Source organism: Maritimibacter sp. DP1N21-5, from assembly GCF_019218295.1.
Classification (GTDB): Bacteria; Pseudomonadota; Alphaproteobacteria; order Rhodobacterales; family Rhodobacteraceae; genus Maritimibacter.
On sequence record NZ_JAHUZF010000006.1, the window covers coordinates 953556 to 970665 of the forward strand.

Consider the following 17110-nt stretch of genomic DNA (forward strand, 5'->3'; position numbering starts at 1 on the left):
AAGGCCGATGACCGACAGCGACAGGACCCCAGATTCAACGGTGCCGGAGAGCAGCCATTCGAGTCTGGAGAGCCCGGCGCGTCGCTGGCGGCCGCGCCGGTTGCACTTCCATCTGGGTCTGTGGTCGGTCCTCACCATCGGGATCGGGGCTCTCTTCCTTCTGCTCGTCTCGATGTCGGTCACGGGGCGCGCCGTGCCCTTGCCGGGCTGGGTCGCCGAGAATGTCGAGACGCGGATGAATACGCTCATCCCGGAAGGCTCGTTCACTCTGCGCCGGATCGAGATCGGCGTCACGCCGAAGGGCCGGCCCCGGCTGAGGCTGGTCGACGTGGGGATCCGCGATGCCTCCGGGCTCGACATCGCGCAGCTCAACTCCGTGGAAGGCGGCGTCCGGCTCGCGCCGATCTTCAAGGGCGAACTGGTGCCGCGCACCGCGATCCTCTCCGGCGCGCAGGTGACCTTTCGCAGGCTGGCGGATGGCAGCTTCGCCCTGCAATTCGGGCAAGGGAACACGACCACCGGCAATCTGGCCGAGGTCTTCGATGCGATCGACGGGCTCTTCGCCGGCGGCATTCTGGCCGAGGCCGGTCGCGTCGAAGCCAACGGTCTGACCATCACGCTCGAAGACGGGCGCACGGGGCGGCTCTGGCAGGTGACGAACGGCCAGATGGAGATCATCCAGTCCGAAAAGATCATCGAGACGAACATCAGCTTCGAGGTCTTCAACCAGACCGAAGAACTGGCGCAGGTCGAAGTGGCCCTGCGGTCGGACAAGACGAACTCCGCGGCTTCGCTGTCGGTGTCTTTCGACAATGCCGCCGCCGCCGATATCGGGGCACAATCGCCGGCGCTGTCGTTCCTGTCGCTCGTCGATGCGCCGGTCTCGGGCGCGCTGCGCACCACCCTTGGCCCGGAGGGAGAAATCACCGACCTTGCCGGGGCGCTCCAGATCGACGAGGGCGGGATCAAGCCCGCCGAGGGCGCGCGCACGGTGCGGTTCGGGGGCGCCAAGGCCTATGTCGACTTCGACCCCGAGGCACAGGCGATCAACGTGTCGGGGCTGGGTCTCTCGAGCGAGCTTGGCGAGGCCGAACTCGAGGGCAAGCTTCTTTTGACCGACCTGGTCAACGGCTGGCCGCAGGGCGTCGTCGCGCAGCTTCGCCTGAACCGCGCCGTTGTGCGCGACCAGCGCGTGTTCGACACGCCCGTGGAACTCCAGAGCGGCTATATCGACGCGAGGGTGAAGCTCGCGCCTTTCAAGCTCGACATCGGGCAAGCGGTGTTCTTTCACGATGCCACGCGGATCGAACTCTCGGGTGATATCGGGGCCACGAAGGACGAATGGGACCTGTCGCTCAACGTCCAGATCCCCGCGCTTGACGTGGCCGAGTTGAAGACCCTCTGGCCGAAGCCCCTTTCCCCAAATCCGCGCCGCTGGGTGTTCCAGAACGTCCGGAGCGGCGAGATTCGCGATGTTCAAGTGGCGCTGCGCGGCCCCTCTCTGGAAGACGCGCAAATGCTTCTGGGCGCGCGCCTGACCGATGCCGTCGTGAAGCCGATGCCGGCGCTTCCCAACGTGGTCGGGGCCTCCGGCTACCTGATGCTCGCCGAGCAACAGTTGACGATCCGCGCGAACGCCGGCCGCATGACTGCGCCCAATGGCGAACAGATCGACCTGTCCGGATCGACCTTCACCGTGCCCGACGTGCGCGACAAGCCCGGCGACGGGGTGGCGGACCTCGCCCTGCGGGGACCGCTTCAGGCCGGGCTGTCGCTTCTCGCGATGAAGCCTTTCGATGTGTTCAAGGACACGGACCTTGGTCCCGATCTGGCCGAAGGCCGGTTCGAGGCACAAGGACGGGTCGAATTTCCCATGCTGAAGGACCTGCCCTTCGAGCAGGTGAAATTCGAGGTGCGGGGCAAGGCCTTCGACGTGCGGTCAGAAAGGCTGGTCGAGGGCAGCGTGCTGACCGGGGCAGAGCTGGATTTCCGGGCCTCGCCGGACATGGTCGAAGTGTCCGGGCCCGGGCGACTGGGCGATGTGGCCGCCACTGCCACCTGGCGGCAATCCCTGCGGGCGGAGGACAAGGGGCAGGGGTCGACGGTGACGGGCACCGTGACCCTGAGCCAGGCGGCGGTAGAGGAATTCAACCTCGGGCTGTCGCCCGACATGCTGGGCGGCGAGGCGCCGGGTGCGTTTTCGCTTAGCCTCAAGCCCGACGAGGCCCCGCGTCTGACCTTGACCTCCAACCTGGAAGGCCTGAGCCTGTCGATCCCGGGCACCGGCTGGTCCAAGGGGCGTGGATCGCGCGGATCGCTCGAGGTCGAGGCCTTGCTGGGTCCACGTCCGACGGTCGAAACGCTCGCCATTTCGGCACCGGGGCTCACCGCCTCGGGCACGCTGACCACGCGGGAGGGCGGCGGTCTCGATCAGGCCCGTTTCGCACGTGTGCAGCTCGGAGGATGGCTCGATGCGCCGGTGACCCTGACCGGACGCGGCAACGGCATCGGCATCGCGGTCGAGGGGGGCACCGCGGACCTGCGCAAGGCCAGTTTTGGCAGCGGTCCGGCCGGCGGCGGTGGTGGCGGTGGGAGCTCGCAACCGCTTTCGATCCGCCTGAACAGCCTCACGGTCGCCGAAGGAATCGTCCTGAGCGACTTCCGGGGCAACTTCGATCTGAACGGCGGCCTGTCCGGCACCTTCCTTGCCAATGTAGAGGGCGGCGCACCGATCGAAGGGACCGTCGCCCAGACGCCCCAAGGCGCAGCCTATCGCATCAAGTCGGCGCAGGGGGGCGAGGTCTTGAACGGGATGGGCGTGTTCAACAAGGCGCGCAAAGGCAACCTCGAGGTCATTCTGGTCCCGACCGGGGTCTCGGGCACATTCGAGGGCACGCTGTCGCTGACGAGCACCTACCTCGTGGATGCGCCCGCCATGGCCGAGCTGCTGTCGGCGATTTCCATCGTGGGCCTGCTCGACCAGATGGACGGTCAGGGGATCTTCTTCTCCGAGGTGAAGGGCAAGTTCCAGCTCTCGCCCACGCGGCTCACGCTCTATTCGTCCTCGGCGGTCAGTTCCTCGCTCGGCCTGTCGATGGACGGCTACTACAATCTCGACCAGAAGACCCTCGACATGCAGGGGGTGCTGTCACCCTTCTACCTCATCAACTCCATCGGTCGTCTCGTCTCCGCGCGTGACGGCGAGGGGCTCGTGGGCTTCTCCTTCAACCTGACCGGGCCCGCGAGCGACATGAACGTGTCGGTAAATCCCCTGTCCATCCTGACCCCCGGTTTCCTGCGCGAGATCTTTCGCCGCCAGACGCCGCAACCCGACCAGACGTCACAACCCAATCAGTAGGTTCCCATGCCCCAGCACGACGACGGCACCCGGCTGTCGGATTACGATTTCGACCTTCCCGAAGACCTGATCGCGACCCGGCCTGCACGGCCCCGGTCGTCGGCGCGCCTTCTGGTGGCGACCGCCACTGCCATCCACGACCGGACCGTGACCGATCTTGTCGACTGGTTGCGCCCGGGCGACAGGCTCGTGCTCAACGACACCCGCGTCATTCCCGCGCGGCTCGAGGGCCTGCGCCGTCGGGGCGAGGCTGAGGCCCGGATCGAGGTCACGCTGCTCGAGCCCGATGCGGCACCGGGTGCCTGGCGTGCGCTGGTGAAACCCCTGCGCAAGGTCGCCGATGGCGAGGAGATCGTATTTGCCGCCGGGCTGTCGGCGCGGGTTCTGCGGCGCGAAGAGGGGCAGGCGGTGCTGGCCTTCAACCGGCAAGGGCCGGATTTCGACACCGCGCTTGTAGCCGCCGGTCGCATGCCGCTGCCGCCCTATATCGAGGCCAAGCGCAAGGCCGATGCCGAGGACCTGCGGGATTATCAGACGGTCTGGGCCCGGAACGCCGGAGCCGTCGCGGCGCCGACCGCTTCGCTTCATTTCGACGAGGATCTTCTGTCCGCGCTGGCCATTCGCGGCGTCGACACCACCCATGTGACCCTCCACGTCGGGGCCGGGACGTTCCTTCCCGTGAAGGTCGACGACGTCACTGACCACAAGATGCATTCCGAATGGGGCGAGGTGACCCCGGCCGCCGCCGCCGAGATCAACGCGACCAAGGCGGCAGGCGGGCGCGTGATACCGGTCGGCACCACCGCGCTGCGCCTGATCGAAAGCGCGTCAAAGGACGGCAGCATCGCACCCTGGCGGGGGCCCACCGATATCTTCATCCGGCCCGGCTATGCCTTCCAGATGGCCGACGGGCTGATGACCAACTTCCACCTGCCCAAGTCGACCCTGATGATGCTGGTCTCGGCCCTGATGGGGATCGACCGGATGCGCGCGGTTTATGACCATGCCATCGCGACGCGCTACCGCTTCTTCAGCTACGGCGACGCCTCGCTTCTTCTGCCGAACGAACCCTAATCCTTGCGGGCAAGCGGATGGTGCGTGAGGACAAGGTCTTTCAGCCGTTCGTCCAGAACATGGGTATAGATCTCGGTCGTCGAGATGTCGGCATGGCCCAGTAGCGTCTGGATAGCGCGAAGGTCCGCGCCGTTCGCCAGCAGATGTGTGGCGAAGGCATGGCGCAGGCGGTGCGGCGTGACTGAGGCGGGCGACACGCCGGCGGCCACGGCAATCTCCTTGATCAAGCCGTGAAAGCGGTGCCGGGTCAGGTGCCCCTCTTTCCCGGTCGAGGGAAACAGGAAACGCGAGGGCTTGCTGCCGGTCTCGACCCGGTGCCGGTCCTCGACCTCGTCGCGCACGGCGAGCCATTCCACAAGGGCGGCGCGGGCTGGTGGTGACAGCGGCACCATTCGTTCCTTGCCGCCTTTGCCAAGGACCAGAAGCATCCTCGTGTCGCCCCGCGCGGCATTGGCGGGCAGGGTGACGAGCTCGCTCACCCGCATCCCGGTGGCATAGAGCACTTCCATGAGGCAGGCGTTACGCAGGCGGTCCCCCGGCGTGCGTCCATGACTGCGCGCGGCGGTGAGCAGGGCGGTCACTTCCGCCTCCGACAGGGTCTTGGGGAGCGATTTCGACTTGCCGGGGCCCTTGATCCGCAGGGCGGGGTTGTCCGTCCGCCAGCCTTCCTCGAACGCGAAGCGAAAGAGTTGCTTGATCGCCGACAGCCGTCGCGCACGGGTCGACGCGGCGAGCCCCTGCGCCTCGCAATGGATGAGGTAGTCCTCGATCAACGCCCGGTCCGTCGTCTCAAGGTCCCGTTTCGCCGTCGCCACGAAGCCCGCGAAATCCTGCAGGTCGCGCCCATAGCCCAGGAGGGTGTTGCGGGCGGCATCGAGTTCTGCGGATTGCGCTTCGAGAAACGCCGAAATCCACCGATCCGACGACGCGCTCATCCGAGCCGCTCCAGGATAAGGACATCGAGCGCGGCGCGACGCGCCAGTTCCTCGAGCCCGATGCCGCGAAAGAACGCAATGGCCTGGGCCAGATCGGAAAAGTCGCCACGCATCCCGTTGTCGAAAAGCGCAAGCGCCTGGAGGATGGCCTCGCCCAGGCGGTCGGTTCGGGCCAGCCGGAGCAGGTCGTCCGGTGGCGCGGAGGTGAAACCTTCCGCCACCGCGCGGGCCGTTTCGTCATAGGGAGCGAGGCCGGCCACGTTGCCTTTGGCCACACCGAGGAGAAAACGCGTTTCGTCTGTCGCGCCCGATGCGGCAAGCGCCACCGTTTCGTAGTCGTCTGACAGGAGGCCCAGCTTCAGGGCGAGGTCGCTGCCCTCGGCCGGCAGATCCAGCGCCGCCAATTCCGCGCCGTGGATGCGCGCGATCACGGCGTCGGTCTCGACCACGGCGAGGCGGTCCCAGATCGCGGGCAGGGCGGCGGATATGGCCGCCTCGTCGCTTTCTGCCAGGGCGGTCTCGAGCGCCTGAACGGCAGCGACCCGGTCCCAGACGCCGCCCGAGGCCGAGGCCTTGCGCTCCATGTAGAGGCCATGCATCTGGTTGTCCGTCACAGCCCCGGTGCGGACGAGCCGTTCGCCGGCTTCGACCCGTGCCTTCCAGCCGATATTGGCCCTGAGATCCGCCTGCGCGAAAGCGACGGGCAGGCCCGAGGTGGGAACCGGTTCGCCCACCGCTTCGAGCATCCGAAAGGTCAGGGGGGTCAGGGGGCGCGGCACCGACAGGGGCGGTTCACCCTCGAAAAGGTCGGGGTCGAGGAACCGCGCGATGAGCGCGTCTTCCTCGTCGGTCGTCAGGTCAAGTGCCCGTGCGGTGCCCATGAGAAGCACCGCGCCGTCCCAGTCCCCCGCTCGCGCGAGGCAAAAGATGCGCGCGGGATACGTCGGGGACAGGTCGGTCCGCTCCTCCATCGCACGGCATACAGTATCCTCGTGGCCGATGAGGAGCGCGGTGTCGAACCAGCGGCGGGTGATCTCGGGTGTGATCGCCCCGGCGCGCGACAGAAGCTCATAGGCCGGATCGAGCGCCCCCATCTGAAGGAGCTTGTCGATGCGGGCCAGAAACAAAGTCTGGCCGGTGCCTCCCACGGGCGGATCGAGTTCGGCGAGGAGGAGTTCCTGAAGAAAGGCGGTGAGTGTGGGCGAAATCGCGGGACCTTCGGCGCTGATGAGCGCGGCAAGCGTCGTCGCCTCCGACTGCCCCCAGAGACCCACCGGCAGCCCGGTGATCGCGGGAGAGGTCAACCCGATCGCGTCTGCGCGGGGGACATCGGTCTGGTCCAGTCCTGTGACCGTCACATCGGGTGTCGTCGCGCCGCCGTCGACCGGAGGTTCGCCCCCGACGACTGCGCCAGTCTGGGTATCGGGGCGGGTGAGCGAATCCGACAACCAGTCGATCGCCGACATGGGTGCGTCCGTCTGCGCCCCGGCAGTCGGCGGCACCAGGGCGCCACCAATGAAGAACAAGGAAAGAAGAAGCCCTGTGGCCTTACTTGTGGCCCTAATTGCCATCCAGTGTCACCGTCAACGAATTCTGGCTCGCAGGCGGTGTGAGGTCGCCGACGAGCGCATATCCGGCTATCCCGATGGCTCCGACAACCACCACGAAGAGCACAAATTTGATAAGCCGCGCCAGCATGGTCCCTCGCTTTCAACTTCGACCGATCCGAACGTCTCGCGCGTTCGATTTCCGATCACGGGTTTTGCCCCGCGCGCACTTCATATATGGCATGTTCGGCAAGGTCACGCCACGGCGGTGTGACAATTTCGAGATCGGCAAGGCGCTGCCACTTTGGGCTACAAACTGAAAAAGCCGGTGACGGTCGTCGGCATGATGGGCGCGGGCAAGACAGCCGTGGGCAAATCTCTGGCCCAGCGGCTTGGCGTGCCCTTCGTCGACAGTGACGCCGAGATCGAGGCCGCCGCCGCCATGACCATCCCGGAGGTCTTCGAACGCGACGGCGAGATCTTCTTCCGCCAGCGCGAATCTGAAGTCATCGCGCGCCTTCTCGCGATGGGGCCCATGGTGCTCTCTACCGGGGGCGGGGCCTTTCTGGCGGAGCGCAACCGCGAAGAGATCTCGCGTGCCGGCGTGTCGCTCTGGCTCCGGGCCGACGTGGAACTCCTGTGGCAACGCGTGCGTCACAAATCAACGCGCCCCTTACTCAGGACGGCGGATCCCAAGCGGACACTGACCGATCTCTACGAGGCGCGGCGCGATATCTATGCCTTGGCCGATCTCGTGGTCGACAGTCACAAGAGCTATTCGATCACGACCATGACGGACCATGTAATCCGGGTCCTTCTGACCCGCCCCGATGTATTGGAGGAGCTGTGATGGAAACGGTTCACGTGGCGCTCGGCGACCGCGCCTATGACGTGCGGATCGGCGCCGGCCTTCTGGCGGACGCGGGCAAACATATGGTCGGACTCCTCAACCGCCCGCGGGTCTGGATCGTCACCGAGGAACGGGTCGCGGGCCTGCATCTTACCGCACTTCAGGCGGCGCTATCCGCCGCGGGGATCGAGAGCGATGCGCTGATCCTGCCGCCGGGCGAGGCGACGAAGGACTGGGCACATCTCACCCGGACCGTGGAATGGCTTCTCGCCCAGCGGGTCGAACGCAAGGATGTGGTGGTGGCCTTTGGCGGCGGCGTGATCGGCGACCTCGTGGGCTTCGCGGCTGCGATCCTTCGGCGCGGTGTGCGTTTCGTTCAGATGCCCACAAGCCTTCTGGCACAAGTGGACAGTTCCGTGGGTGGCAAGACCGGAATCAACTCGCCGCATGGCAAGAACCTGATCGGCGCCTTCCATCAACCCTCGCTCGTGCTGGCGGATATCGACGTGCTCGGCACGCTGGCGCCGCGCGATTTTCTGGCGGGCTACGGGGAAGTGGTGAAATATGGCGGGCTTGGCTCGCTCGACTTCTTCGAATGGCTGGAAACGAATGGCCCGGCCCTCGCCGCCGGAGACGTCGGGCTGCGCACCGAGGCGGTCCGGCGTTCGGTCCAGATGAAAGCCGATATCGTCGAGCGGGACGAGACCGAACAGGGCGACCGCGCGCTTCTCAACCTTGGCCACACTTTCGGCCACGCGCTCGAGGCCGCGACGGGATACTCCGACCGGCTCCTCCACGGCGAGGGCGTCGCCATCGGGTGCGCGCTGGCCTTCGAGACCTCGGCCCGGATGGGGCTCATGCCGCAGGAGTCGCCGTCGCGGTTCCGGGCGCATCTGGCCGAGATGGGGATGAAGCGCAACCTGTCGGACATTGCCGGTGATCTGCCGGACGCCGCCGGACTGATCGACCTCATGGGGCAGGACAAGAAGGTCGAGGCGGGCAAGATCAAGTTCGTTCTCGCGCGTGAGATCGGCGAGGCCTTCGTGTGCTCCGAAACGGACCTGGACGTCGTCCGGGACGTGCTCGACGAGGGGCTTTCCGGGCGCTGATGCGTCCGGGAGCCGTCCACTACTTCAGATGCTCCATCACGGTCTGCTGCGTCACGTAGCCGACCGTCTCTCCCGTGGCTGTCACGACGCCGACGCCGGAAGCCCGCTGCAAGAGCCGCAGGACCTGGCCCAGGGGCTGGCCCTCGCGCACATGGGCGACATTGCGCGCCATGACGTTTCCGACGAACTCGGCCCCACCCTGTTTCGCGTGGATGTCGAGCACATGTTTCTTCGTCACGAAGCCCACGATGCGCGACGTGGCGCTGTCGACGACGGGGAACTCCAGAACGTCATGGGAGTCGAAGGCGGCCTTGGCCTGATCGAGCGTGAGCGTGGGCGAGAGCGCGGTGAAATGGCTGCGCATCACGTCTTCGACCCGGGCGGTCCGGGCCAGATCGCGCAACCTGACATCCTGCGCCTCGGCCCGTGCCGCCATGAAGATGAAGACGGCGATGAGCGGATAGATGAAGCTGCCGATGTAAAGCCCGTAGATCCCGAACCCGATGGCGAGGGTCTGGCCGATGAGGGCCGCGATCCGGGTCGCGGTCACGCGTGTGGTCATCAGGGAAAGCACCGCGCGCAGCACGCGACCGCCGTCCATCGGGAAGGCGGGGATCATGTTGAAGCCGGCGAGGATCAGGTTCAAGAGCGCGATCTGCGCGGGAAGCTGCGCCAAGGTCATGCCGCCTCCGAGGGGCGCACCGTTGAAATCGGCGCTGCCCATGAGGAAGAGGATCCCGAAGATCACGACGTTCACGGCCGGGCCCGCCAGCGCGACGAGAATCTCCTGCACCGGGTTGTCCGGAATGCGTTGCAAGCGCGCGAGTCCCCCGATTGGGAGGAGCGTGATGTCCGGTGTCGGGATGCCGAAGGCCCGGGCGGTCAGGGCGTGACCGTATTCATGCGCGATCACGCAGGCGAAGAGCGCGAGCACATAGATGACGTTGATGACGGCCGCCGATGGACCGGCGGCCATCCAGGCGCTGCCGCCGATGAAGGCGAGCAGGAGGAGGAACGTGTAATGGACACGAAGCTCGGAGCCGAGAAGGCGACCTATCGGAAAAGACCAGCTCATGAGAAAGACATAAGTGCAGAGCAGGGCGCTTGCCAGCGCCCTGTCAGGTCTCGTCGGACCTTTTGCGCCACTCCGCCTCGTCAGAAGGGGATTTCGTCGTCGAAGCCGCCACCGGCCGGGGCGCGGTCGTTGCCACCGCCGGACCGGTCGTCATAGCCGCCGCGGTCGTCGTATCCGCCACGGTCGTCATAACCGCCGCCCGAGGACCCGCCCCCGTAGGTTCCGCCGCCGCCGCCTTCGCCGCGGCTGTCGAGGAGGGTCAGTTCACCACGGTAGGGGCGCAAGACCACTTCGGTGGAATAGCGGTCCTGACCGGACTGGTCCTGCCATTTGCGGGTTTCGAGCTGGCCCTCGATATAGACCTTGGACCCCTTGCGCAGATACTGCTCGGCAATGCGGCCGAGCGGTTCCGAAAAGATCGCGACGGAATGCCATTCCGTCTTTTCCCGGCGCTCGCCGGTATTACGGTCTTTCCAGTTCTCGGAGGTCGCAATGCGCAGGTTCACCACCTTGCCGCCGTTCTGGAACGTCCGCACTTCGGGGTCGCGCCCGAGATTGCCGACGATGATCACCTTGTTCACGGAACCAGCCATGGTGCCCCCCGAATCTGAAATTTCCGATTTCCTCGGTTACATCACCCGAGCGTGGTGAAGGAAAGGTTAAAGTGCCCCGGTCCGCGCGCGGTTTCGGTCCGACGCCCGGATGATCGGCGAGGGTGGCGAAAGGCGTGGAATTGGTCTAGTCTTCCCGGCGAACCTCTTCCACAAGGCGGAGACAGGGCGGTGAAGGACATTCTGGGGGGCGCTTTGGCGCTGACGCTCCTGACAGGCGCGCCGCTTATTGCGGACACGCTGTTTTCGTCGTCAAGCGGACGGGCGAATTTCGAGAACGCTTTGAAAGTGCTCGATAATCGGGCGGCGAGCCAATATCAGGGTTCGGTCCGCTACCAGCCCAACCCGCCCGCCCGCGATGCCGCGATCCCGCGCTACAACGGCAATTACAAGGGGACCTATCTGGCCGCCGCGAAAGAGGCGGCGCGCAAGCATGGTATCCCGGAAGACCTGTTCCTGCGACTCGTTCAGCAGGAATCGGGCTGGAATCCCTCGGCGAAGAGTCATGCGGGAGCCTTCGGCCTCGCGCAGCTCATGCCGGAAACCGCCGCGCGGCTGGGTGTGGATCCCGCCGACCCGCACCAGAACCTCGAAGGCGGCGCGCGCTACCTTCGTCAGCAATACAACCGGTTCCAAAGCTGGAAGCTTGCGCTGGCCGCCTATAACGCGGGTCCCGAGGCGGTTGCGAAATACGACGGCGTGCCGCCCTATGACGAGACGCAGGGCTACGTGAAGGCGATCCTCGGCGGTTGATCCGTCTCAGAGCTCGCGGTGGACGAAGTCTATGCCCCGGCGGCTGAACCCCATGAAAGACCAGGACGTCAGAAGCCGCGCGAAGAGCCCAAGCGAATAGCGCGGCAGGTTCTTGCAGTCATCCGGCAGGCGATCTCCGCCGACCCGGTCCCTGAGCATCACGCGCATTTCGGTCTTCGGTCGCTCCTCGGGCGGGAGCCGGTCGCGATAGATCGTGGCCCATCCACCCTTCGTGTAATCTAGGAACATGGGCGTGCCGCAACAGGTCGCAATGATACGGCGAGTCGCAGACTGTCTGGACAGCCGGTATTCGGCCAGATGCTCGGCCCCGCGCAGGCACCGGACGCGGTCCTTTCGCCAGACCACGTGATCGGTTCCGCCATCCTCATTCATGATGAGAATGCCGAAGCGATTTTCGAAGTGAAGTGCCGCAGTTTGACAATCAGAACAATAGCATGTGGTCGTGACGACCGGCGTTCCCCGCAAGTCCAGCACCACTTCCCCGCAACGGCATGTCGCCTGCACCGCGCTGTCTCCTCGTCCCTGAGCGGTGCCGATGTTACGGTCCGCTGTCCCAAGGCAAAGGTGTCGCGCGCAAAGCGCACGGCGTCAAGTAAAAGAGGGTGGTGGTCTCGGAAAACCCGTGGATCAGCCGCCGCGCCGGAACTGCGAGGGCGTGCGCCCGGTGTGCTGCTGGAACGCGCGGGTGAAATAGGCCGCGGAGGCGAAGCCGAGCGAGGAGGCGATGTCCTTGATCGGCATGTGAGTCTCGGTCAGCAGACGACGCGCTTCGTAATGCACGCGATCCGCGAGGATCGAAGAGGCCGGGCGACCGCAGGCCTTGTTGCAGACGCGGGACAAATGCGTGGGCGTGACACCAAGGTCCTTGGCGTAATCGCGCACCGTCTTGGCCGAATGGAAGTCCTGTTCCACCAGCGCGGTATAGGCGGCGGCCAGTCGGGAGGAGGCGTCCGCATCGGGTTCCTCGATGTCGAGCGACCGCATCTGCCGTTCGACCCAGACCGACAAGAGCCCGGCATGGCAAAGCATCGCGCGGTCGGAGGCGAGGTTGCCGCCCTCGAGCTCGGTCTGGAGATTGTCGATCAGGCGGTTGAGCTCGATATGCTGTTCGCTTTCGGGCAGGCGCATGTGCACGGTGTCTTCGGGTAGTTCGAGCTGCCGTTCGACGCCGACCGGAAAGACCACGATCATGCCCTGCACCGAGGAATTCATCTCGAATCCGTGCATCGTGCCGGCGGGAATGAAGATCGCATTGTGGGCGGTATAGCCCGCCGTCTTGCCGTTGACCGTGATTCGGCCCTGGCCACGGGTGAACCACAGAAGGACCGGCGCGCCATAGCTGCGCATCGCTTCAGTGCGCCAACGGCCACCATTCGCCAGTCGCGCAAGGGGAATCACACGAAACGGGGACGATAGCCTGTTGGTCTGATCCATGCGAAAATCTCTCCCATCCCTCGGAGGCTTCGACCGCTTGTCCTGGCTACTTACAGGCGAAATTTCCCTGTCGTTCACGGGGTGGACCGGGTGACCTCTCGTTCGTGTGAGGATACGGGTACCCGATTCCCGCTCACCTGTCGCCCCTAGCTATCCACAGGGTGCCGGTTTGCCTGTGGATAAGTCTGAGGCAATTTCCGTCTGTTTCCAAGAGGCCACAGTTTACCTTCAGACGTGTTCGCTCGGAATCGGGAAGTTGCACCATTTCGACATTCGGGCCCGGAACCAGGTCATTTGACGCTTTGCGTATTGTCGTGTTGCGACCACGGCGCTGTCGCGGGCATTTTCAAGCGTCATTTCACCCCTTAGATGGGCAATCAACTCCCGGGCACCGATCGCCTTGGACGAGGGGGCCGTGGGGGACCAGTCGGGCAGGTTCGCGCGGGCTTCCTCGAGCGCGCCCTGAGCGATCATGGCATCGAAGCGTCGGGTGATCCGGGAGAGGAGCCACTCTCTGTCTGGGAGAAGGCAGATCGGCGTCACGTCGTCCAATGGAAGAAGTGGCGCGGGCGTCGTGTCCTGCCAACTGGCCAGACCGTGTCCGGTCGTGCGCTGGACTTCCCAGGCACGGGCGACACGGGCCGGGTTCCGCTGGTCGATCCTTGCGAGGGTTTCCGGATCGAGGTCGTCGAGAAGAGCCTGAAGTCCGTTTCGGTCCAGAAGGGCTTCGCCTTCGGCCCTGATTTCGGCAGGGGTCTGCGGAATCTCCGCGAGGCCCTCGGTCAAGGCCGTCAGGTAAAGCCCAGTGCCCCCAACGATGATGGGGCGGTCAGGTCCGGCGAGGATCGGCGTGACATCCCGAAGCCAGTGTCCGACGGAATAGGCGGTGTCGCCGGACACATGTCCATAAAGCCTGTGCGGCGCGACCTCTTCCTCCGACAGGCTGGGGCGCGCCGTGAGGATGCGCCAATTGGCAAAGACCTGAAGCGCATCGGCGTTGACGACGACGCCGCCACCGTCGCGTGCGAGGGCAAGGGCGAGGGCGCTTTTTCCGCTCGCCGTCGGTCCGGCGATCAGGACCGGCCGGTCCGGCGGCACGTCCTTCAGAAGCGCGTCCAAGTCCATATCCGCGTGGCACCCCTCAGGTCCCGGCCATAGCGCATTGCGCCTCCGGGGTTTTTCCGACATTACAGGCGCGATCCATACATGAGCCCCGAGGACGACGCAAAGACATGACCGAGGCCACGCCGACCGCATCTTCATCTAAGACCAAATACAGCCGTGTCATGCTCAAGATCAGTGGCGAAGCGCTGATGGGCGACCAGGGATACGGGCTGCATCCACCCACCGTCGCGCGCATCGCGCAGGAGGTGAAATCGGTTCATGATCTGGGCGTCGAGATCTGCATGGTGATTGGCGGCGGCAACATCTTCCGGGGGCTTGCGGGTTCCGCGCAGGGGATGGAGCGGACCACGGCGGACTACATGGGCATGCTCGCGACGGTGATGAACGCACTCGCGATGCAGTCGGCGCTCGAAGCGCTCGGCGTCTTTACGCGGGTGATCAGCGCGATCCCGATGGATCAGGTCTGCGAACCCTATATTCGTCGCCGGGCCGTGCGCCATCTCGAGAAAAAGCGGGTCGTCATCTTCGCGGCCGGGACCGGGAACCCTTATTTTACAACCGACACGGCCGCGACGCTGCGCGCCAACGAAATGACCTGCGAGGCGATCTTCAAGGGCACCAAGGTCGACGGCGTCTACGACAAGGACCCGAAGAAATTCGACGATGCCAAGCGCTATGACACGGTGAGCTATGACGAGGCGCTCGCGAAACGTCTTGGTGTTATGGACGCCTCGGCCATTGCACTGGCACGGGACAACAACATGCCGATCATCGTCTTCAGCCTGGATGAGCCGGGCGGGTTCCGCACGATCCTCGCGGGCGAGGGGACCTATACGCTGGTCCATGGCGGCAAGACGGGCGCCTGATCCCGGGTCGCCGGGTCGGGAAAGCCGCGAAATGAGGGGGCGCCACCGCGTGCCCCCGAGACTATACAATAGCGCCGGATTAGGGATATACCGACGCAAACGAGCGGGCAGGGGACAGGTCCCCGCAAAAGCCCGGACAGCCAGGAGGTATGAGCCATGAGTGACGGTGATTTCGAGATTGACACCGATGACCTCGAACGGCGCATGGATGGGGCCATCTCGGCGCTACGCACGGAATTCGGGTCGCTTCGGACGGGGCGGGCCTCGGGCTCGATCCTCGAGCCGGTCATGGTCGAAGCCTATGGCCAGCGCACCCCGATCAACCAGGTCGGCACCGTGAACGTGCCGGAACCGCGCATGGTCACGATCAACGTCTGGGACCGTGGGCTCGTGGGTGCCGTGGAAAAGGCGATCCGGGAAAGCGGTCTGGGGATCAACCCCCAGACCAATGGCACCATCGTCATGCTGCCGATCCCGGAGTTGAACGAAGAACGCCGGCGCGAGCTGACCAAGGTGGCCGCGCAATACGCCGAGAGCGCCCGCGTCGCGATTCGCAACGTGCGCCGGGACGGCATGGAACAGCTCAAGAAGGCCAAGGCCGACGGCATGAGCGAAGACGACCACAAGGTCTGGTCCGAAGAGGTTCAGGAGCTGACCGACAAGTATATCAAGCTGGTCGACAAGTCGCTCGAGACGAAACAAGAAGAGATCATGCAGGTCTGAGGCCGGCATGACCCCGGGCATGGTCCGGGGCAGGACAACCGGGGGTCGCGTCGTGAACCAGCAAGGCAGCATCGAAGCGCGTGATGGGCTGCATGTGGCTTTCATCATGGACGGCAACGGCCGCTGGGCCAAAGCACGCCGCCGCCCGCGCCCCTTCGGCCATCAGGCCGGCGCAAAACGTGCGCGTGAAGTCGTGGCCGCCTGTCCCGATCTCGGCGTGAAATACGTCACGCTCTATGCCTTCTCGACCGAGAACTGGAAACGTTCCCGCGCGGAGATCACCGCGCTGATGGCGCTCTTTCGGCACTATATCCGCAAGACATCGCACGAGCTTCACGCCGAAGGCGCAAGGGTGCGGTTCATCGGCGACCGGGGGCCGCTCGACAAGAAGCTCGTCAAGCTCATTGGCGAACTCGAGGACCTCACCCGCGACAACGACCGTGTCCATGTGACCGTCGCCCTGAACTACGGCGGGCGCGACGAGATCCTGCGCGCGACGCGCAAGATGGCGGACGCGGTGAAGGCTGGAACGCTTGCCCCCGAGGACATCGGGGAGGATACCATGGCCTCTTATCTGGATACGGCGGGCATGCCCGACCCGGATCTCGTGGTGCGGACCTCCGGCGAAAGCCGGACCTCGAATTTCCTGACCTGGCAATCCGCCTATGCGGAATACGAATTCACCGAGACGCTCTGGCCGGACTTCGGGAAAGAGCAGTTCGCCCAGGCGCTCGACAAATTCGGCCTGCGCGAACGGCGTTACGGTGGCGTGAGCTGATGGCGGAGGCCGCCGCTTCGGCCAGCAAGTGGTCCGACCTTGGCACGCGCGTCCTGTCGGCCGGCGTGATTGTCGCGCTGGCGCTCGGTGCGCTTTATGGCGGCGCTCTGGCCTGGTCGGTCTTCGTCCTCGTCATTTATGTCTTGATGCTGCGCGAGCTGGCGAAGCTCTGCGAGCCCGAGATCACGACGCTTCGGCGCTGGTCCATCGCGCTGGTGCCCCTCGGGGTTCTGGTGATCGCGCTGCTCATGCAGAACAGCGGCGACGTCCGCGCCGAAGAGCTTTGGGACATCTACCGTCTCGGCATCCTGCGCGCGGCGTTGGTTGTGCTGGTGCCCATCGCGGTGGGGCTTCTGGTCTTGCGGGACGGGCACAGGATCTGGCTCGCCTACGGGATGCTCCTCGCGGCGGCCGCGCTCGCGCTCGATTTCGGCCACGCCGTGATCGGGCCCCGGTCGATCCTGATCCTCGTAGGAATCGTGGTCGTGTCCGATGTGCTTGGCTATTTCGCGGGCCGCATGTTTGGCGGACCCAAGTTCTGGCCCCGCATCAGCCCCAAGAAGACCTGGAGCGGGACCGTCGCCGGCTGGATCGGCGCGGGGATTCTTGGCGCCGTGTTCGGGCCCGAGGTCTGGCCGGTGAACGCCGGGGTGGCCGCCTTGGCCGCCGTGGTGCTGGCCTTTGCCGGGCAAATGGGCGATATCGCCGAAAGCTGGATGAAGCGCAGGGCAGGGGTGAAGGACAGTTCCACCCTCATTCCCGGTCACGGGGGCGTTCTGGATCGCCTCGATGCGCTGGTGGCAGTGGCGGCGCTTGCCGGTGTTGCCGGGTTTGTTGCGGGAATTTTCTGA

General features: G+C 65.4%; 16 protein-coding genes and 1 pseudogene. 10 read left to right on the forward strand and 7 right to left on the reverse strand.

Annotation, left to right across the window (positions count from 1 at the left end):
- The first annotated feature begins 40 nt into the window (after positions 1-40).
- Both KJP29_RS12380 and queA read left to right on the forward strand, forming a co-directional pair.
- Positions 41-3358 (forward strand): DUF3971 domain-containing protein, encoded by a 3318-nt coding sequence (locus tag KJP29_RS12380; RefSeq protein ID WP_218463849.1) that lies wholly within the window; start codon positions 41-43, stop codon positions 3356-3358.
- Positions 3359-3364: 6 nt separating this feature from the next.
- A complete protein-coding gene (gene queA, locus KJP29_RS12385) occupies positions 3365-4432 on the forward strand; it encodes a tRNA preQ1(34) S-adenosylmethionine ribosyltransferase-isomerase QueA (RefSeq protein ID WP_218463850.1) in 1068 nt (355 codons plus the stop codon).
- Here queA and KJP29_RS12390 read toward each other — a convergent pair.
- Complete coding sequence (locus KJP29_RS12390; RefSeq protein WP_218463851.1) at positions 4429-5367, reverse strand: site-specific tyrosine recombinase XerD; 939 nt, start codon at positions 5365-5367, stop codon at positions 4429-4431. The two genes, queA and KJP29_RS12390, sit on opposite strands and share 4 nt — an antisense overlap.
- Positions 5364-6833, reverse strand: a complete 1470-nt coding sequence (locus KJP29_RS12395) for a hypothetical protein (RefSeq protein ID WP_218463852.1) — start codon at positions 6831-6833, stop codon at positions 5364-5366. Before KJP29_RS12395 ends, KJP29_RS12390 begins: the two co-directional genes overlap by 4 nt.
- A gap of 49 nt (positions 6834-6882) precedes the next feature.
- Between KJP29_RS12395 and KJP29_RS12400 the strand changes: the two genes are divergently transcribed.
- The 3 genes and pseudogenes from KJP29_RS12400 (at position 6883) to aroB (ending at position 8873) form a co-directional block, all read left to right on the forward strand.
- Positions 6883-7188, forward strand: a complete 306-nt coding sequence (locus KJP29_RS12400) for a hypothetical protein (protein WP_218463853.1) — start codon at positions 6883-6885, stop codon at positions 7186-7188.
- 15 nt (positions 7189-7203) lie between these two features.
- Positions 7204-7764, forward strand: a pseudogene (locus KJP29_RS12405) (shikimate kinase); the annotation flags it as partial.
- Positions 7761-8873: a 3-dehydroquinate synthase gene (aroB, locus tag KJP29_RS12410; RefSeq protein ID WP_218463855.1), complete on the forward strand. Its 1113-nt coding sequence runs from the start codon at positions 7761-7763 to the stop codon at positions 8871-8873. The pseudogene KJP29_RS12405 and the gene aroB, both read left to right, overlap by 4 nt.
- Before the next feature lie 19 nt (positions 8874-8892).
- On the opposite strand, the gene KJP29_RS12415 is transcribed toward aroB, so the two are convergent.
- Both KJP29_RS12415 and ssb read right to left on the reverse strand, forming a co-directional pair.
- Positions 8893-9948, reverse strand: a complete 1056-nt coding sequence (locus KJP29_RS12415; RefSeq protein WP_218463856.1) for a site-2 protease family protein — start codon at positions 9946-9948, stop codon at positions 8893-8895.
- A gap of 80 nt (positions 9949-10028) precedes the next feature.
- Positions 10029-10541: a single-stranded DNA-binding protein gene (ssb, locus tag KJP29_RS12420; RefSeq protein ID WP_218463857.1), complete on the reverse strand. Its 513-nt coding sequence runs from the start codon at positions 10539-10541 to the stop codon at positions 10029-10031.
- Positions 10542-10730: 189 nt separating this feature from the next.
- Between ssb and KJP29_RS12425 the strand changes: the two genes are divergently transcribed.
- The gene (locus KJP29_RS12425) at positions 10731-11312 is read left to right on the forward strand and encodes a lytic transglycosylase domain-containing protein (RefSeq protein WP_218463858.1); all 582 of its coding nucleotides are present in this window, start codon (positions 10731-10733) and stop codon (positions 11310-11312) included.
- A 6-nt stretch (positions 11313-11318) separates the two neighbouring features.
- Here the strand turns inward: KJP29_RS12425 and KJP29_RS12430 are convergent, their stop codons facing one another.
- From KJP29_RS12430 to miaA, 3 genes are all read right to left on the reverse strand, one after another.
- Positions 11319-11705 (reverse strand): hypothetical protein, encoded by a 387-nt coding sequence (locus KJP29_RS12430; protein ID WP_218463859.1) that lies wholly within the window; start codon positions 11703-11705, stop codon positions 11319-11321.
- A gap of 255 nt (positions 11706-11960) precedes the next feature.
- Entirely contained in the window at positions 11961-12767 is an 807-nt protein-coding gene (locus KJP29_RS12435) for an AraC family transcriptional regulator (protein WP_218463860.1), read from the reverse strand.
- Positions 12768-12995: 228 nt separating this feature from the next.
- Entirely contained in the window at positions 12996-13955 is a 960-nt protein-coding gene (miaA, locus tag KJP29_RS12440) for a tRNA (adenosine(37)-N6)-dimethylallyltransferase MiaA (protein WP_218463861.1), read from the reverse strand.
- Positions 13956-13999: 44 nt separating this feature from the next.
- On the opposite strand from miaA, the gene pyrH reads away from it, so the two are divergent.
- The 4 genes from pyrH to KJP29_RS12460 all read left to right on the forward strand — a co-directional run bounded on the left by pyrH (position 14000) and on the right by KJP29_RS12460 (position 17110).
- Complete coding sequence (gene pyrH / locus KJP29_RS12445) at positions 14000-14758, forward strand: UMP kinase (protein ID WP_218463862.1); 759 nt, start codon at positions 14000-14002, stop codon at positions 14756-14758.
- A gap of 156 nt (positions 14759-14914) precedes the next feature.
- On the forward strand, positions 14915-15481 hold the full coding sequence (gene frr, locus KJP29_RS12450) for a ribosome recycling factor (RefSeq protein WP_218463863.1): 567 nt from the start codon (positions 14915-14917) through the stop codon (positions 15479-15481).
- A gap of 106 nt (positions 15482-15587) precedes the next feature.
- Positions 15588-16259, forward strand: a complete 672-nt coding sequence (gene uppS, locus KJP29_RS12455; RefSeq protein ID WP_370630890.1) for a polyprenyl diphosphate synthase — start codon at positions 15588-15590, stop codon at positions 16257-16259.
- Complete coding sequence (locus KJP29_RS12460) at positions 16259-17110, forward strand: phosphatidate cytidylyltransferase (protein WP_218463864.1); 852 nt, start codon at positions 16259-16261, stop codon at positions 17108-17110. The genes uppS and KJP29_RS12460 overlap by 1 nt, the downstream gene beginning before the upstream one ends.

Excerpts from the sequence above, each read along its gene's own strand:
- queA (WP_218463850.1), top strand. The coding sequence starts at position 3,365 with ATGCCCCAGCACGACGACGGCACCCGGCTGTCGGATTACGATTTCGAC.
- KJP29_RS12390 (WP_218463851.1), bottom strand. The coding sequence starts at position 5,367 with ATGAGCGCGTCGTCGGATCGGTGGATTTCGGCGTTTCTCGAAGCGCAA.
- KJP29_RS12395 (WP_218463852.1), bottom strand. The coding sequence starts at position 6,833 with ATGTCGGCGATCGACTGGTTGTCGGATTCGCTCACCCGCCCCGATACC.
- KJP29_RS12400 (WP_218463853.1), top strand. The coding sequence starts at position 6,883 with ATGAAGAACAAGGAAAGAAGAAGCCCTGTGGCCTTACTTGTGGCCCTA.
- KJP29_RS12415 (WP_218463856.1), bottom strand. The coding sequence starts at position 9,948 with ATGAGCTGGTCTTTTCCGATAGGTCGCCTTCTCGGCTCCGAGCTTCGT.
- ssb (WP_218463857.1), bottom strand. The coding sequence starts at position 10,541 with ATGGCTGGTTCCGTGAACAAGGTGATCATCGTCGGCAATCTCGGGCGC.
- KJP29_RS12430 (WP_218463859.1), bottom strand. The coding sequence starts at position 11,705 with ATGAATGAGGATGGCGGAACCGATCACGTGGTCTGGCGAAAGGACCGC.
- KJP29_RS12435 (WP_218463860.1), bottom strand. The coding sequence starts at position 12,767 with ATGGATCAGACCAACAGGCTATCGTCCCCGTTTCGTGTGATTCCCCTT.
- miaA (WP_218463861.1), bottom strand. The coding sequence starts at position 13,955 with ATGTCGGAAAAACCCCGGAGGCGCAATGCGCTATGGCCGGGACCTGAG.
- pyrH (WP_218463862.1), top strand. The coding sequence starts at position 14,000 with ATGACCGAGGCCACGCCGACCGCATCTTCATCTAAGACCAAATACAGC.
- frr (WP_218463863.1), top strand. The coding sequence starts at position 14,915 with ATGAGTGACGGTGATTTCGAGATTGACACCGATGACCTCGAACGGCGC.
- uppS (WP_370630890.1), top strand. The coding sequence starts at position 15,588 with ATGGACGGCAACGGCCGCTGGGCCAAAGCACGCCGCCGCCCGCGCCCC.
- KJP29_RS12460 (WP_218463864.1), top strand. The coding sequence starts at position 16,259 with ATGGCGGAGGCCGCCGCTTCGGCCAGCAAGTGGTCCGACCTTGGCACG.